The 16318-nt window shown below is 51.3% G+C and carries 12 protein-coding genes; all 12 read left to right on the top strand.

Annotation, left to right across the window (positions count from 1 at the left end):
• Nucleotides 1–77 precede the first annotated feature (77 nt).
• Nucleotides 78–848: a hypothetical protein gene (locus GX839_06435; GenBank protein NLB05093.1), complete on the top strand. Its 771-nt coding sequence runs from the start codon at nt 78–80 to the stop codon at nt 846–848.
• 72 nt (nt 849–920) lie between these two features.
• Nucleotides 921–1466 carry a restriction endonuclease subunit S gene (locus GX839_06430; protein ID NLB05092.1) on the top strand — a complete coding sequence of 182 codons (546 nt, stop codon included), beginning with the start codon at nt 921–923 and terminating at the stop codon, nt 1464–1466.
• Nucleotides 1463–4558, top strand: coding sequence for a type I restriction endonuclease subunit R (locus GX839_06425; GenBank protein NLB05091.1), 3096 nt, complete (start codon nt 1463–1465; stop codon nt 4556–4558). The genes GX839_06430 and GX839_06425 overlap by 4 nt, the downstream gene beginning before the upstream one ends.
• A 233-nt stretch (nt 4559–4791) precedes the next feature.
• Nucleotides 4792–7227, top strand: a complete 2436-nt coding sequence (locus tag GX839_06420) for a hypothetical protein (protein NLB05090.1) — start codon at nt 4792–4794, stop codon at nt 7225–7227.
• A gap of 269 nt (nt 7228–7496) precedes the next feature.
• Nucleotides 7497–8495 (top strand): ABC transporter permease, encoded by a 999-nt coding sequence (locus GX839_06415; GenBank protein NLB05089.1) that lies wholly within the window; start codon nt 7497–7499, stop codon nt 8493–8495.
• 14 nt (nt 8496–8509) lie between these two features.
• On the top strand, nt 8510–9580 hold the full coding sequence (locus tag GX839_06410; GenBank protein ID NLB05088.1) for an ABC transporter permease: 1071 nt from the start codon (nt 8510–8512) through the stop codon (nt 9578–9580).
• 51 nt (nt 9581–9631) lie between these two features.
• Nucleotides 9632–10798 (top strand): ABC transporter ATP-binding protein, encoded by a 1167-nt coding sequence (locus GX839_06405; protein NLB05087.1) that lies wholly within the window; start codon nt 9632–9634, stop codon nt 10796–10798.
• Nucleotides 10799–10804: 6 nt separating this feature from the next.
• Nucleotides 10805–11809, top strand: a complete 1005-nt coding sequence (locus GX839_06400) for an ATP-binding cassette domain-containing protein (protein NLB05086.1) — start codon at nt 10805–10807, stop codon at nt 11807–11809.
• 15 nt (nt 11810–11824) lie between these two features.
• Nucleotides 11825–12094: a hypothetical protein gene (locus tag GX839_06395; protein ID NLB05085.1), complete on the top strand. Its 270-nt coding sequence runs from the start codon at nt 11825–11827 to the stop codon at nt 12092–12094.
• 34 nt (nt 12095–12128) lie between these two features.
• Nucleotides 12129–13574, top strand: a complete 1446-nt coding sequence (locus GX839_06390) for a hypothetical protein (protein ID NLB05084.1) — start codon at nt 12129–12131, stop codon at nt 13572–13574.
• A 138-nt stretch (nt 13575–13712) separates the two neighbouring features.
• On the top strand, nt 13713–14975 hold the full coding sequence (locus GX839_06385) for a hypothetical protein (protein NLB05083.1): 1263 nt from the start codon (nt 13713–13715) through the stop codon (nt 14973–14975).
• Nucleotides 14976–14982: 7 nt separating this feature from the next.
• Nucleotides 14983–16287 carry a serine dehydratase subunit alpha family protein gene (locus GX839_06380; protein ID NLB05082.1) on the top strand — a complete coding sequence of 435 codons (1305 nt, stop codon included), beginning with the start codon at nt 14983–14985 and terminating at the stop codon, nt 16285–16287.
• Nucleotides 16288–16318 lie beyond the last annotated feature (31 nt).

The raw sequence follows: 16318 nt of genomic DNA, 5'->3' as shown, positions 1-16318 counted from the left end.
GAAGAGTAATGAAGCGCTATTGCAGCGCATTATTTGCACGATGGAATAATGAGCATTGATGGTAAAGGAGTGAAGCGATGCGACTAGGTGATGTCTTATCTAAACCTCCCAAGCGTAATTTTGTGCAGATTGAAGGATTCCTAGTTAACAGAAAAGGAATAATAGGCCAGCAGGTCAAAATGTCTGTCGGCAAAGTGATGCTGAATTATTACTGTTCGCGCTGTGAGGATATTCGCACGTTTACTTCAAGGGGCAGGTTATCTTGTGTTTTTGTAAGCACGAGAATCATAAGCATTGACTGTGTTTTAACTTGTAGTTGCGGCACAGATGTCCAAGTTTGGTTCTCTGTCGAAGCTGAGGAAGATATCCGCGGACAAGCGCCCAAGGTACGGATTCTTAAGCGAAGTGAGAAACTCTCTGAGAAAGTTTCCATCGTTAGCGAACAATACGGCACGTTTTCATTGCTTTTGAATAAGGCGGAACATGCCTATCGTGAAGGATTAGGTGCTGGGGCTGTTGTTTATCTGCGGAAGATCATGGAGAAAATTACAAAAGAAATTGCAGTTTCCGAGTCAATAAGTGTGAGCACACCGAAAGGAAAACCAAGACCGTTTAAGGAGCTCTTAGGTGAGGTAGATCAGAAGCGTGCCATCATTCCACGTGAGTTCTCACAAAATGGGTACAGGCTCTTTGGTGAAATCAGTGACGTTATCCATGGAGATTTTGATGAAGAGATTGGACTTCGCAAATACAGGCCATTTCGGAGACTCGTGCTTGGAATAATTGAAAATGTCAAAAATCGTGAAGAATATCATAGTGCTACTGAAGATTTGGGTTGGCTAGAATAGGAGTCTCTCAATATGAAAATGGCTGACAAGTTTGTTCAAGGTTTTTATCCATACGATGTGGAAAAAGCCTTGATGTCTGAAATTGCATACCTCGAGATGGGCATTTCTCCCAAGGGTGACAGCGTTTCAAGTGACCCAAAGTCAGGCATCGAATTCCATCAAGGGAAATCACTGTTTGGAGATATGTATCTCAATCACTCGTCACAATACACTTCCACACCCATCAAAATTGCGCCTTCGGGTAGCATTGTCATGAGTGTGCGGGCCCCCGTTGGAGATGTAAACATTGTAGACAGGAATATTGCGATTGGGCGCGGGCTGTGTGCACTATGGGGGAAAGAGCGCCTTGACACAAAGTTCTTGTATTACTGGTTGAATGCCAGTTCATATGAAATCAAGGCAAGGTCGTTTGGCTCTACCTTTGACGCGATCAACACAACTGAGATTAGAACGCTACGGGTCCCTGTGCCACCTCTCCAGATCCAGCGTGAAATTGTCCGAATTTTGGACAATTTCACAGAGCTTACAGCAGAGCTTACAGTAGAGCTTGCAGCCCGTCAAAAACAGTACCAATACTACCGGGACAAGCTTTTGACCTTCAAGGAGAAAAAGACATGAGCCAATACAAGATTGTCGTCAGCTCCGAAGAGGAAACCGTCGTCGCAGAATACAAGCCCTTATACGGTGACCGGCCCGCCAGATACCAGAGTGAGGCGGAACTGGAAAAAGAGTTCATCGATCAGCTTGTCTCGCAGGGGTATGAGTATCTTCCGCTTCGCAATGAGATGGCCTTGATTGAAAACCTTCGGCGGCAGCTGGAATTGTTGAATGGCATTACATTTTCAGATGAGGAATGGAATCGGTTTTTCCAAGAAAAACTGGCCAATCAGAATGAAGGGATTGTTGAAAAAACCCGCAAGATCCAGGTCGATTACATCCAGCTTCTCCGTCGTGATGACGGGAGTGTCAAGAATATCTATCTGCTGGATAAGAGCAATATCCATAACAACCGGTTGCAGGTCATCAACCAGTATGAAGAAACAGAAGGCAAACGATCAGCCCGTTACGATGTGACCATCCTGGTTAATGGTTTGCCCTTGATCCACATTGAATTGAAAAGACGGGGGATCAGCATCCGGGAAGCCTTCAACCAGATCAACCGCTATCAGCGAAACAGCTTTTGGGCGGGATCCGGTCTTTACGAGTATATTCAGATCTTTGTGATCTCCAATGGAACCAACACCAAGTATTACAGCAACACAACCCGCCGTTCCCATATCGCGGAAGCCAGTGAGAGTCAAAGGCAAAAGAGCAAGAAAACAAGCAACAGTTTTGAGTTCACAAGTTTTTGGGCGGATGCTGGAAATCAGAATATTTTGGATCTGGTCGATTTTACACGGACCTTTTTTGCCAGGCACACCATCCTGAACGTGCTGACCAGGTACTGTGTTTTCACTTCCGACGAGTTATTGCTCGTCATGAGGCCCTACCAGATTGTCGCCGCCGAACGCATCTTGTTACAGATTAAATCTGCCCACAATTATCAGCTGATGGGTAAAAGAGATGCAGGCGGTTATGTCTGGCACACAACCGGGTCGGGGAAGACCCTGACCAGTTTCAAAACAGCCCAGCTGGCGGCGCAGCTCCCCTTCATCGATAAGGTGATCTTTGTTGTTGACCGCAAAGACCTGGATTACCAGACCATGAAAGAATATGACCGCTACGAGAAGGGGGCGGCCAATGGCAATACATCGACACAGATCCTGCAGCGTCAGATGGAAGACCGGAATGAACGGGGTGGACACCACGATTATAAAATCATTGTGACCACCATCCAGAAGCTAAATGTCTTCGTTAAAAGCAACCCCAGGCATGATGTTTATGGCAAACAGGTGGTCCTGATTTTTGATGAATGTCACCGCTCACAGTTCGGGGAGATGCACCGGGCTATCACCCGGAAATTCCGCAAATATGCGATCTTCGGTTTTACGGGAACCCCTATCTTTGCCGACAATGCTCCAGTGGGGAGTCATCTCTATTACCGGACGACACCGGATGCTTTTGGACGCCCGATCCATACTTACACCATTGTTGATGCCATTCGCGACCACAACGTGCTTCCCTTTCGGGTGGATTTTATCAACACCTTCAAACTTCCCGACCAGGTCGAGGATAAGGATGTCTACTCGATCGACCGCGAAGAGGCGCTCCTGGATCCACGGCGGATTTCCAATACCGTGACCTATATCCTGGAGCGCTTCGATCAGAAGACCAAACGAGATACCATGTCCTATCTGATCCGATCCCAGATGTTGGGAAAAGAGGCGGGGCAATCGAGTCAGCTAGCTGAACGCCGTGTTAAAGGATTCAATTCGATCTATGCGGTTTCATCCATCAAGGCAGCCCAACGTTACTATGCGGAGTTTAAAAAACAGCTGGAGGAATCTTCGAGACGGCTCAACCTCGCCCTCATTTATAGTTTCAGCGCCAACGAAGAAGAACCGGAAGGCTTATTACCGGATGAAGATTTCGATACGGGAGGTCTTGACCAGAATTCCCGGGATTTTCTTGACGGGGCCATCCAGGATTACAATTTGACTTTCGGCACCAGCTTCGATACCTCGTCACAAAAGTTTGAAAACTATTACAAAGATCTTTCACTGCGCGTCAAGAACCGTGAGGTTGATCTATTGATCGTGGTCAACATGTTTTTGACAGGCTTTGACGCAACAACGCTGAACACCCTTTGGGTAGATAAAAACCTCCGGCAGCATGGCCTGATTCAGGCTTTTTCCCGGACCAACCGGATTTTGAACAGCATCAAGACCTATGGAAACATTGTCTGTTTCCGGGATTTAAAGGAACAGATGGACGAGGCCATCGCCCTCTTCGGCGATAAAGAGGCGGCTGGAACGATCCTCTTGAGGTCTTACCGCGACTATTATTACGGCTACGTTGAAGAAGGGGAGCGAAAGCCGGGTTATCGTGACCTCATCCGTGAGCTCACTGCCAATTATCCGATCGGAGAATCCATCCTGGGTGAGACGGCTCAGAAGCGTTTCATCATGCTCTACGGAGCCATTTTGAAAGTCAGAAATATCCTGACAGCCTTCGATGAGTTCGAAGGCAATGAAATATTGACCGAACGCGATTTCCAGGATTACCAGAGTATTTATATCGACTTGTATGAATCGTACCGGAAAGCAGGGGAGGCGGAAAAAGAGTCAATCAGTGATGATATCATTTTTGAAATGGAGTTGGTCCGCCAAATCGAGGTTAACATTGATTACATCCTCATGCTGGTTGCCGAATACAAAAAAACCAACGCGAAGGACAAAACCATCCTGGTCACCATCGAGAAAGCTGTCAACTCAAGTCTCGAGTTGCGAAGCAAAAAGAAACTGATTGAACAATTTATTGACCGGATTAACCTGGTCACTGACGTTGTGGACGATTGGCAGCTTTTTGTCCGGGAGAAAAAGGATGCGGAGATCGCTCAGATCATCGATGAAGAAAGGCTGAAATCCGAAGAAACAAAGCGATTCATAGACAATGCTTTCCGTGATGGAGTCCTCAAGACCAAAGGCACGGACATTGACCGGATTATGCCTCCTGTTTCCCGGTTTGGTACAGAAGATCGAGATGCGCGAAAGTCCGCGATTATTGAACGCTTGATTGTATTTTTCGAAAAATACTTCGGCTTAGTTTAGCTTTACCAGCTGAATCAGGACATGCACGGTTTGCTCCAAATGCTGGTTTTGGCATCCATGGGCAAGAGCCTGGCCATGCCGGAGCGAGCGGGCGAAAATGCGAACAGGTGAACGATGACGTGACAAAAGCGGTCAGGATATTGTATCATTAGGGGCAAGCCTCGCCCAATTAAGTTGATGAAAAAGAGGCATCGTGCTAAGTTTATAGCAACAATACTATTGGAGGTTCTAGTATGAGTAACAAACTAATTAGAAAGTCGCTTGCTTTCCTTCTGGTGGCAGTGATGGCATTTGCCGTGTTTGGCTGTGCCCCGAAGACACCGCCGGAAGAGACGGGCAAGCCGACGGAGACATCGGCGCCGCCGACAACTGAGGCCCCGCCGAAAGAAGTCTTGCCTGACGTTCCGGCCGATCGGTACGATGCGCTGGCCACCCCGCGGACGGGGAGCAATGCCACAGTACCTCTCGTTGTCAGTACGGGTACATTGGATGGAAAATTCAACCCCTTCTTCTATACCTCTGCCTATGACGCTGATGTGGTCGGCATGACCCAGCTTGGCCTGTTGTACTACAACAAGTTCGGTGCACCTGAGGCAGGCATCGATGTTCCCAGCTTTGCCTATGAGTATTCGCAGGATATTGAAGGCGACACTTCGGTTTATACCTTTGTGCTTAAGAACGGCATCCCTTTCAGCGACGGCACTATCATGAGCGCCAAAGACGTGCTCTTCTCCATGTATGTTCTGGCTGACCCCATGTATGACGGTTCATCCACTTTCTACACCATGGACATCCAGGGGATTGTTGAGTATCGCCGCCAGGCGCCCATGGACCTTATTGAAAAAGTTGACTCCATTCTGGAAGCCGGCTATGAATACGTTGATGGCGAAATGGTCATGAACCCCGTTTCCGGTGTCAGCGAGGACGATCAAAAAGCCGTTTGGGGCTATATCGATCAGGCTGGAGCCCGATTCGCCCAGTCAATCGTCGATTATGTCTACAGAGAATATCCTCAGTACATTCCAGCCTATTTCGCACCCTATACGCAAGCTGATTTGGTTGAAGATGAGAACAAGAAAGTTGCTTTTGGCATGGTGATGTGGGGCTTCGGCGACTTGGATGACGATGACAACTTCGTCGACTACCTTGGGAATGTCTACGTTTTTGGTGAAGATGAAGTTACTCCTGAAGTTTACTGGGAGAACATCGTTGGCATGTACGGCTACGACCTTGAAGGCATCAACGGAGAAGCCGCCGAGCTCGAAATCGAAGACTTTGTCAAAGATGTATACTTCCAGGAAGAACGCGAAGAAGGTGGCGGCGTGCCCAGCATCTCCGGTATCACAACCGGCACCCTGACATCGGAGGATGGTGTTGAGAGAGAGTACATCAAGATCGTCCTGGACGGTGTTGACCCGACGGCCATCTTTAAATTCGGCGTTGCGGTTGTTCCCTTCCATTACTACACAAAAGGTTACGCGGGCGAGCTGAATGACTTTGGCGTTGATGTAGGCAACAAGGCCTTCATGGATCATCTGAAGACCAAGAACGACAAGCCCGTTGGCGCAGGCCCCTACATCTTTGAGGAATTCAAGGACAATGTGGTGACTTACGGCCCCAACGAGCACTTCCTGCTGGGTTCACCCCACATTCACACCTTCCGTTATCAGGAGATCACCCTGGGCGCCGAGCTTGACTCGCTGAAGACCGGCACGGTTCACTACGCTGATCCTTCTGCTTCGACGACCATCGTCAACGACATCACGGCGGGTGAAGGTGAATACGCCAAACTGGCCTACACCCTGGTCGACAACGACGGCTACGGCTACATCGGCATACAGGGCCAGGCAGTTCCCGAATTTGAAGTCAGAAAAGCGCTCGCTCACGCCATGAACGTGCAGCTGGCCGTTGATGACTACTACGGCGAGCTGGCCAGTGTCAACTATCGGACCATGACCAAAGTTCTCTGGGCCTACCCCGAGAACCCGGAAAATCTCTTCCCCTATGATGAGACCGGCGAAAAATCCAAGGAACTCTTCCTTGAAGCGGGTTATGTTTACGAAGATGGCGTCATGAAGTATCCTGAAGGTCACGAAAAAGAGGGCCAGCAGGTTACCTTCAAGTTCACCCTGCCCTCAGAGGCCAAAGACCACCCGGCTGGTTCCATCATGATCGACACGCAGGAAGTCCTGGCCAAGATTGGCGTCAAGGTGGACATCGAGGTCGACCAGAACCTCCTGGGCAAGCTCAATACTGCTTACGACAGCGGCATCCAGGTCTGGGCAGCTGCCTGGGGCGGCGGCGGCGTCGACCCCGATATGTTCCAGATCTGGTACTCCGACCCCAAGGTCAACCAGCAGCCTCCGCGCGCCGGCCTCTTCTACCTCTATGAGAATGGCTCGGACGAGGAGAAGGCCATGCTGACCAGGCTGAATGAACTGATCGTGGCCGGCCGCTCAACGCTCGACGTGGAAGAGCGTAAGACCATCTACAAGGAAGCGCTCGAACTGTCAACCGGCATCGCGATTGAGATCCCGACCTACCAGAGGAAGAACATGTTCGTCTACGACAAGACGGTCGTTGACGGTGATTCACTCTTCAGTGGTGAAGATGTGACACCCTTCCAGTCGCCTCTGAGCTTCATCTGGAATGTCGATCTGCTCGACTGATCTTTGTCGAATCAAGTGGCATTAAGCTGCTTCAGGTGCAAGGCCCGGAGAAAACCCGGGCCTTGTGCCTTTTCTCTGGATAAAAGGGACCTTTCAGTTAAGAAAAGCCGCTGGGCGGTTGCCCCTTGAATACAGGTTTGCTATCTTAGATGGACAAGATCCGGCAAAGGAGAGCGCCTGCCAAAAAAGAGCCGGCCTGCAGGGTCTGTCGTTGCAGAATGGCGCCATGGTCAGGGGGAGTTTCTTTTTCTGACGAATAGAGGATTGATATGTGGAAGTACATCTTGAAGAGGCTGGGCCTCGCCTTGCTCATCATCGTGGGCGTTTCGGTGCTCATCTATATGTTGAGTATGCTGATGCCTCTGGACTACATCGACAACCAGACATCGGCAGCCGTGCAAAGCGGCGCCATGACCCTGGACGATGTGCAGCGCCTGAAAGAACTTTACGGGCTGGCAGATAAAAGCCTGGGAGGCATCATCAAGGGTTATTCAAAATGGCTGCAGAGTACCTTGTCGGGTGACCTGGGTTTTTCTTTCCTTTACGGGAAGCCGGTCACCAAGGTGCTGGGTGATTACATCTGGATCTCATTTATCGTGGCCTTTCTGTCCTATATCCTGGAGATCATCATCGGGATACCCATGGGAATCAAGGCGGCTGTCAACCAGTACAGCACTTACGACTACACCGTATCAGTCTTTGCCATGATGGGGACGGCGCTGCCCTCATTCTTTCTGTCCGCCCTGCTCATGAATGTTTTTGCTATTAAATTGAAGCTCTTCCCGCTTCAAGGCCTGGTTACAGCAACCAAGGTATTTGCGGCGGACGCGCATCTGGCCATCCTGGCGGACAAGGCCTGGCATCTGGTGCTTCCCATCACCGTTTTGACCATGCTGGGCGTTGGAGGTGTGATGAAATTCACCCGTACTAATATGCTGGAAGTCCTGAATTCGGATTACATCCGAACGGCGAGGGCCAAGGGATTGTCCGAGCATACGGTAACCTATAAACACGCTTTCCGGAACACCATGATTCCTCTGGTCACCTCGCTGTCGGGCATGCTGCCCGGCCTTTTCGGAGGCGCCATGATCACGGAGACCGTTTTCGCTATCCCCGGAATCGGCTACATGGCCCTCCGGGCCACGCAGCAGGGTGACATTCCCTTCATCATGGGCTACAACATGTTCCTCGCCATTCTTACGGTGACCGGCATGCTGATCTCAGATCTGATGTACATGGTGGTTGATCCCCGGGTCAAATTGTCTTAGGGGAGGGGCTTGTCATGGATACCAATAACGAACGGAAAAACGCATATCAATATGTCGATATGGAAGATACTGCCGCGACAGGTTTTGAAGAGAACTTCCGTGTCATCTCCCCAGGCCGCATGGTGGCCAAGCGGTTCTTCAAAAGCAAGTTGTCCATTGCCGGGCTTGCCATGGTCCTCTTTGTCTTTGTCTTCTCCTTTGTAGGGCCCTGGATCATCGATTTGACCTGGAAATACAAGGAAACGCAGGTTTTCAAAATTGAAAGAAACTCGGATATGGTCTCGTCAGCCGACTTCAAGGGCCCGGACGGCAAACCCTATCAGTATTACGATAAGTCAAGAACTGTGGTGCTGTTCAAGGCGCCGCTTTCGAAAGATCACTGGCTGGGAACCGATACGTCCGGCTTTGACATCCTGACCCGGCTCATGTATGGGGGCCGGATCTCGCTGGTGATTTCTTTCATTGTTATTATCATGGAAACGATTCTGGGGATTATCCTCGGCGGGCTTGCCGGCTACTTCGGCAAGTGGGTTGACCAGGTGGTTATGCGGATTGTCGATATTTTTGCCTGTCTGCCCGGCCTGCCTATCCTGCTCATTTTATCGGCGACCATCAGTTCAATTGAATCCATTCCAGCTGAGCACCGGATCTACTACCTGATGGCCTTCCTTACCCTGATGGGCTGGACCGGGGTTGCCCGGCTTGTCAGAGGGCAGATTCTCATGCTCAGGGAACAGGAATACATGATGGCTGCGGAGACGACCGGCATCAGCGCCTTTAAGAAGATCTTCAAGCATCTGGTACCCAATGCCATGCCCCAGCTGATTGTCAGTGCAACCCTGGGACTGGGCGGAGTCATCCTTTACGAATCGACCCTATCCTACCTGGGGCTGGGTGTTCCCTTCCCCCGCGCAGCCTGGGGATCCATGATCGCTCTGGCTGACCCTTCCAAAGGCCAGGAAATCCTCGCCAACTATCCCAACATGTGGGTGCCGGCAGGAATTCTTATTGTCATTGCGGTCCTGGGTTTCAGCTTCATGGGCGACGGTCTGCGCGATGCTTTCGATCCCAGAATGAAAAGGTAGGTGACCACTTTGGCAAGGCTGAAAATATTTAAGCGTAAAAAAATTGAGGGTATTGACGATTCAGTTTATTTGACGCTTCGGGAGGAGCGGCGCATCTCCCGGAACAACAATCGGATCATCAAGAAATTTGAGCGGGCCAAGGCGCGGAAAAATGTCCCTGAAAAGGATTATTTGACCGTCATGAAAGACCCCAATAATGTGGTTGAATTTGAGGATCTCCACACCTTCTTCTTCACCGATGTCGGCACCGTCAAGGCTGTTAATGGCGTCAGCTTTGATGTTCCCCAGGGGAAAATCGTGGGCGTGGTCGGTGAGTCGGGCTGCGGCAAATCCGTGACCAGCCTTTCCCTCATGCAGCTTGTACAGGCGCCGACCGGGCAGGTTGTTGCGGGCAGCATCCGTTACAAGGCCAGTGACGGCAAGGTCTATGAAATCACCCAAATGCCCAAGGATCAGATGCTCAGGATCCGGGGCAAGGAGATCGCCATGATCTTCCAGGAACCCATGACCAGTCTCAATCCCGTCTTCAAGGTGGGTGAGCAGCTTGACGAAGTGCTTCTGGTTCATAAAGAGGTCAAATCGGATTCTGAGGCAAAGAAGCGCTCGATTGAGATGTTGAAGCTGGTTGGCATTGCTGACTGCGAGAAAATCTACAACAATTATCCGCATGAACTGTCAGGGGGTATGCGCCAGCGGGTCATGATCGCCATGGCCCTGGCCTGCAACCCCAGGCTGGTGATTGCCGATGAGCCGACAACGGCTCTCGATGTGACCATCCAGGCCCAGATACTGGAACTTCTCCGGGAAATCAAGGACAAGTATGAAGGAAGCATCATGTTCATTACGCACGACCTGGGCGTAATCGCCGAAATGGCTGACTATGTCGTCGTCATGTATGCGGGCCGCATCGTCGAGCAGGGGACGGTCCGGGAGATCTTCCATCACCCCAAACACCCCTATACGATCGGCCTGATGAAATCCAAGCCCGGCGGCGAAGAGGTCGGCAACAGGCTCTACAGCATCCGGGGGCAGGTTCCCAACCCCATCAACATGCCTGACCACTGTTATTTCTGCAACCGATGCGATCAGGCCATGCCGATCTGTCATGAGCATTACCCGGCGATGACCTTTTTCAATGAAAACCACGCGGCGGCCTGCTTCCTTTACAGCGACGAGATTCTGCAGGAGGAAAAAGACGTACTGGAGAGCATAAGGTAGAGCACCATGATCAACGAAAATTTGAAAATTGATAAGGGCAGTGACGACATCCTGATAGTCAACCACCTGAAGAAGTACTTTCCGATTTCAAAGTTCGGATTCGGTAAAAGACGGTCCTATGTCAAAGCTGTGGACGATGTTTCGTTCACCATTAAGCGCGGAACGACCATGGGTCTGGTTGGAGAATCAGGCTGCGGCAAGACAACGGTGGGCCGGACTATCCTGCGCTTGATTGATGTGACCGACGGTCAGGTATTTTTTGATGGAAAAGACCTGTCAAAAGTGTCCAAGCGGGCCCTGCGCAGGATGCGTCCGCAGATGCAGATGATCTTCCAGGATCCTTACTCGAGTCTTTCGCCCCGTGTACCTGTCGGTGAGATTATCGGGGAGGCAGTCAAGTCGCACAAGATCGTACCCAAGAATCGATATCGATCCTATATCTTGAAGGTCATGCGTGACTGTGGCTTGCAGCCCCAGTATTTTTACCGTTATCCTCACGAATTCTCGGGCGGTCAAAGACAGCGGATCAGTATCGCGAGGGCGGTCGCACTCAATCCGAAATTCATCATCGCTGACGAACCTTTGAGTGCCCTTGATGTATCCATCCAGGCGCAGATCATCAATCTGATGAAGGATTTGCAGGAACAGTTTGGCTACACCTATTTATTTATCTCACATGACCTGTCGGTCGTCGAGTACCTGTCCGATACGGTTGGTGTCATGTATCTGGGTACCATCATGGAGATGGGCGACAAGAAGAAGATCTTTTCCAATCCCATGCACCCTTATTCGAAAGCGCTGCTGTCAGCGGTTCCAGTTTCCGATCCCGATGTGAAAATGAACCGGATCGTTTTGGAGGGGGATATCCCGAGCCCGGTCAATCCACCTTCCGGCTGCAAATTCCGGACCCGGTGCCCCAACGTCATGCCGATTTGCTCAGAGATTGCGCCGAAATTCAAGGAATACGAAGAAGGTCACTTCGTCGCTTGTCATCTTTACAGCCAGGATTGACTAAAGGTGGAGCTCTTGGGCAAGAAAGACAAAAAAGAAGACTTTGTGGATGATGGCCGCGTCATTGCCGACATGAGTGTCGACGGGATGCCAGGCCCGCTCTTCAGGCGCAAAGCACGCAGGAAACCGGCAAAGGAAATGAACCAGCCGATTGCCAAGCTGACGAAACGGGAATACATCAATGCTTTTTTGGGCATCATTTCTTCCTACATCCTTTTCGGACTTGTCGTTTTTGGCAGCTTTGCGCTTTTCATCCTGTTTTGCATTAAAGTCTGGTTCAAATAGAAATTCAGGGGCCAGTTTAGGGGGAACACCATCAATGAAGAAAAATAGAATGCGCCATCCTCTGGTTTTGCTCATCATGATTGTTGCGGTGAGCCTATTCCTCGCTTCATGTTCAGTAACCGGCCAGGCAGCTGACCCCGGTGACTGGGGTTTTAATTGCCTGATTACCTACAATGCGCTAGGCGGGGTGGTCAACAATCGTGAAATCCGCGAAACCTACTACATGAAAAATTCCTATCTTTTCAAACCCTCAGGGACAACCAACATGTTGATTGAACCTGTCCGGGATGGCTATGTGCTGGCGGGCTGGTATACCGCCATGGAAGAAGTGCCGGATGACCAAGGGGCGGGTACGGGCTACGCCTTTAAGGGGGAGGACCGCTGGGATTTTTTCGAGGATCGGGTCCAGGATGATATGACCCTTTATGCCCGATGGATCCCCCAGGGCCGTGTCAGTTACATTGATCCGGAGACAGGTGAGGTCAAATTTTCCAAGAATATCACCAGCGATGAGGCCATCCAGCCCCTGTCGAGCGCAGCCGAGCAGCTGATTGCCAAGGCAGGCATGACCTTCGATGGTTACTATGCCGATCCCGAATTAACGGAACCTTTCCGCTTCAATGAGTACGTTCACAAAGAAATGATTCCGACAAACCAGGAGGTCTATGACCAGCTTTTTGAGATCTTCCCCGACTATTTCGAGAAGATCGATTTCGAGGAGCCTTCAAAGGAGGAACTGGAATCTCAGCTCGATACTTCGGACCTCTACATCAACAGGCTGGGGTACAGAGTCGTAACGGATGATCCGGAGGCCAGAGCAGAGATTCGCAGGGCCAAAGACCAGATCTATGAGGATGCGATTGAGTATTACACGGTCAACACGGCCAACAAGGAAATTTATCTGAAGTATTCTGAAGGCCGTTTCGTCCACGTCGGCAAGCCGTCCGATCTGAAATTCGGCAGCAAAACGGGCTTTTTCGGTCTTGACAAATCCGGCAATCCGATTGACGGTTACATCTTCACCAATGACATTGACTTCAGGGGGGAGACCTTCACCATGGCCGGGCCATTCAGCGGGAGGCTCATTGGCAACGGCTTCACCTTGAAAAATATCAAGCTGGTCATGAAGACCAAGAAAATGGATCAGGATAAACACAAGGATGTGGCACTTTTTGAAGAACTGGATGGTGCCTACCTTGAAAATCTGACTTTTGAGGATATCCTGGTTGACATCAGTATCGATCCAGGAGTTACTTTGAATGCTGCGCCCCTTGCGATCAAATCGAAAAAGACCACCCTGAAGAACGTCATCTTCAAGGAGATTGTCATTAATACCGGCATGGGCGATGATGGCGAGGCCCTGTACAGGCTCGGCGATCTTTTTGTTCAAGCGACAGGTACCGTCCTGGATCAGGTAACCGCCGAGAATATCGTATTCAAAAGCTCTGAATTCGCGGAGATCAGCCGATTGCTGGACTAGTCCGCAGCCGGCAGGCAGGAAAAACCAATCCGGCAGCGAGCGCGACTCATCGACCGCTCGCTTTTGCTTATTGTAAGAGTCATTTCAAACGGTCAAGTGACTGATAGAATGGAATAAAAGGAGGATCGCATCTGTCTGTTGAAGAACAGACTCTGCGTCATCATTATGAATCAATTGAAGGCCAAGAAAATCAAGCGCCATATCCTGAAATCCTATGAATTTTGGCAGATCGACGAGAAATTCCTGGTCGTTTCACCCGATAAAAAACTCTTTCTTCAAGAAGGCCTGGACGCCTTGCCCGCGAGTGAATCCGGCTATCTGGCCTATGCCTACCTTGACGATATCCTGAAAGTCGCTTTTCTCGGCTATGCCGATCCCGAGCAGGGTACTTATGAGTATTTTGAATCGGAGGATATCCTGGTTATGCCAGCCGCTGCCTTGACGCAAATGCTTGTCATGGTTGTCAAGCCAACACTTGAATTGAACAGCCATCCTTTTGTCCAGGGGGTGCTTGCTTTCCACGAGTCGGATGCGCTCAGGCGCAGTACCCTGGCGCTCCGGATCTTGGATCCGCTCCGTGACCCGCTTTACCCGGGTATCCTGACAGCCTGTTTCATACGGGATGAGCAAAAAAAACGGCAGGCCTACCAGGATTTGACTGATCGCTATCGGGAAAAACTGGAGACAGCACAAATTCAAACTGAGAACCAGGGAAGCCTTCCCGGGCTGCCGGACGTTCCCGATGATTACATCAACTTTGTCCGTATCAAGGATTTGACACCCGCCAACCATGGCACCTGGCGGGCCGTCCTCATGGAGAATCTTCCCGGAACCAGACTGAAGAAAAAAGGTGACTCTGTTGCAATTTCCCTGGTGCAGGTCACAGAAGAGGAGACGGACTGCGCGGTGCTCTTTGTCGACCACACGGCACCGGTTGAAGGAACCGGCATCACTGTCGCTTCCCACAAGCCGTCGCGGCTGCCCTGGAGGCTGGCCTATGAGCTGGTATGCACCGATTGTTCCTACCGGGATACTTTCTATCTGGGCAGGCAAGGCGAAGACCATCAGATGTTCAAGGAAATACTCGATGAGATCCGGTCAGGGAGAATTGACCCTCTGATCCTGATTGACCTGGTCCAGTCCGATCAGTGTGAGCTGGATTTTTCCAGAGAACTTTACCGGTGCAGGAACTGCGGCACCCTTGAAGTTAAAAGACAGCTGCGCCTCATTAAGGAAGACAAATCACTTTCTTCCACCTACAATTGTCCTTCCTGCGGGGAACGCATGTCTCTTGTGAAACGAAACCAGATCGCCTCAATTGATTGCCCCCATTGCCGCAAACCGCTGGCGCTTGTCTCGGAAAAGCAGTGGAGCAGGGTCCGGGGCCAGAACCAGGTGTGAGAGGATCATGATGAAGCAAGAATACTTCTTGAAGCAACTGGAGGAGGAGCTGGTCGTCGCACTCGGCTGTACGGAGCCGGTGGCGGTAGCCTATGCGGCGTCACTGGCGAAAAAGGAGGCAGGCGGGGGACCGGTCGAATCAATTGAATTACAGGCGAGTGTCAGCATTTACAAGAATGCGCTCGGAGTCTTCATCCCCGGAACCAAGGATATGGGCGCGGCTATGGCAGCCGCGCTCGGTGCTGTCGGGGGCAATCCCGACCTGGGACTTCAGGTCCTCCGGGACATCGGGGAAGAGCACGTGATTGAAGCCAGGCGTCTTTGTGCCGATGGCCTGGTTACAACCCATCCAGCACCGGGGGATTCCCCCCCGGTTTTCATTGAGGTCAAGGTCAAGGCGAAAAACCACACAGGAAGAGCCGTCATCGCCTGGAAACACGACCTGATCACGGAACTTGAGCGGGACGGCCAGCCGACCTTTGTCAACGACATTTCCCATTTGCAGGAAATGGCCGCGGCCATCACCGCCGATGATTTGCGTGAGATTTGGGATTTTGCGGTGCGGGTTGACCTCGGCCGGCTGGACATCATCCGGCAGGCCATGCTGTTGAACGACCGCATTTCCCGGGAAGGGTTAACCGGGGAGTATGGCCTGGAAGTGGGCCGATCCATCGCCGAGGCGCATCAGGTGACCGGCACGGATATTGACCGCAGCCGCTGTTCACTTTCAGATTATTGTGCTGCCCGCACGGCCGCGGCAGCTGACGCCCGCATGGCGGGCGCGCCCTTCCCGGTCATGAGCAACTCAGGAAGCGGCAACCAGGGCCTTACGGCCACGGTCTGTGTCACAGCGGCCTCAGAATACCTGGAGAGTTCTGAAGAGGCGCTGCTTCGGGCCCAGACACTCAGCCAGCTGGTAGCCATCCACGTCAAAAAAAACTATGGCAGACTGTCGCCGCTTTGCGGCGCCACCGCAGCGGCAGTTGGAGCAAGCGCCGGGGTGGTCATGCTGCTGGGCGGAGGCCTTGACCAGGTGATCGCTGCCGTTCAGAACATGTTTGGCACACTGACGGGCATGATCTGCGACGGTGCCAAACTGGGCTGTGCGCTGAAAGTCTCCGTGTCTATCTATGCCGCTGTACAGGCCGCTTTGGTCGCCATGCGGGGCAAGGAGATCGCGGCCACCGACGGTGTGATTGAGAGCGACGTTGAGGAGACCATCCGCAACATGGAACGGATCTCCAGGGAGGGAATGACCAAGATGGACGATCTCCTGCTCAATATCATGCTGAATAAGCAGGGAGGTTGTTGAGAATGGCTTTCTCAATGGTATAATGCCTAAG

This window comes from Fastidiosipila sp. (assembly GCA_012511175.1).
Lineage (GTDB): Bacteria > Bacillota > Clostridia > Saccharofermentanales > DTU023 > UBA4923.
This window is presented reverse-complemented; position numbering and strand designations above follow the sequence as displayed.

What these genes read in the sequence shown, in the direction of transcription:
- GX839_06435 (NLB05093.1), top strand. Translation starts at nt 78, where the DNA reads ATGCGACTAGGTGATGTCTTATCTAAACCTCCCAAGCGTAATTTTGTG.
- GX839_06430 (NLB05092.1), top strand. Translation starts at nt 921, where the DNA reads ATGTCTGAAATTGCATACCTCGAGATGGGCATTTCTCCCAAGGGTGAC.
- GX839_06425 (NLB05091.1), top strand. Translation starts at nt 1,463, where the DNA reads ATGAGCCAATACAAGATTGTCGTCAGCTCCGAAGAGGAAACCGTCGTC.
- GX839_06420 (NLB05090.1), top strand. Translation starts at nt 4,792, where the DNA reads ATGAGTAACAAACTAATTAGAAAGTCGCTTGCTTTCCTTCTGGTGGCA.
- GX839_06415 (NLB05089.1), top strand. Translation starts at nt 7,497, where the DNA reads ATGTGGAAGTACATCTTGAAGAGGCTGGGCCTCGCCTTGCTCATCATC.
- GX839_06410 (NLB05088.1), top strand. Translation starts at nt 8,510, where the DNA reads ATGGATACCAATAACGAACGGAAAAACGCATATCAATATGTCGATATG.
- GX839_06400 (NLB05086.1), top strand. Translation starts at nt 10,805, where the DNA reads ATGATCAACGAAAATTTGAAAATTGATAAGGGCAGTGACGACATCCTG.
- GX839_06390 (NLB05084.1), top strand. Translation starts at nt 12,129, where the DNA reads ATGAAGAAAAATAGAATGCGCCATCCTCTGGTTTTGCTCATCATGATT.
- GX839_06380 (NLB05082.1), top strand. Translation starts at nt 14,983, where the DNA reads ATGATGAAGCAAGAATACTTCTTGAAGCAACTGGAGGAGGAGCTGGTC.